The organism is Mycobacterium simiae (assembly GCF_008370645.1).
GTDB lineage: Bacteria > Actinomycetota > Actinomycetes > Mycobacteriales > Mycobacteriaceae > Mycobacterium > Mycobacterium simiae_A.
In genome coordinates this window covers 1-722 of sequence record NZ_VTZN01000458.1, presented here as the reverse complement: position 1 = coordinate 722, position 722 = coordinate 1, and the positions used below count along the sequence as shown (strand labels likewise).

Here is a 722-nt window from a genome sequence, read left to right as displayed (position 1 = left end):
AGCCGACATCGACAACCGCCCAGTCAACACCACCGCATCAGAGTCAGGCTGCTCAACAACCGCCCCCAACAACCCATGACCCGCCCCGGTTTGACCCATCACACTCGCATCACCACCGCTCACCGCCGGCGACAACCAAAACCGCTTCCGCTCAAACGCATACGTCGGCAAACCCACCCGCCGACACCCACACCCCGCCAACACCGCCGACCAATCAACCCCCACCCCAGCAACAAACAACTGCCCCACTGACAACCAAAACCGTGCCAACCCACCCGCAGTACGCCCCAATGTCGGCACCACCACCGCCTGCTCACCAACGGTCTGCTCAATGCCAGCCCCCAACGCCGGATGCGGACTCACCTCAACAAAAGCCCCACACCCGTACTCCAGACACCAACGCACCGCCTTATCAAGACGAACCGTCTGACGAAGATTGCGAAACCAGTACTTTCCGTTCAATTCCTCGCCGGCCAGCAACCCGCCTGTCACGGTGGAAACAAACGCAATGCCCGATGAACGCGGCGAAATCCCGCACAACTCAGCCATTAGGGCCGCGCCGACCACCTCCACCTGCGCTGAATGCGACGCATAATCCACCTCAACCCGGCGTGCCCGAACCTCTTGCTCCGCACACCGAGCCACCAACCGCTCCAGAGCGGCGTCCTCACCGGATACAACCACCGCCGAAACCCCATTGACCGCGGCGATACTGAGGCTCT

1 protein-coding gene is annotated in these 722 nt (G+C 61.9%); it reads right to left on the bottom strand.

Annotated elements, in window-relative coordinates; translation table 11 throughout:
* On the bottom strand, nucleotides 1-722 hold a 722-nt coding region (locus F0Q45_RS26410), incomplete at both ends, for an acyltransferase domain-containing protein (protein ID WP_149656642.1).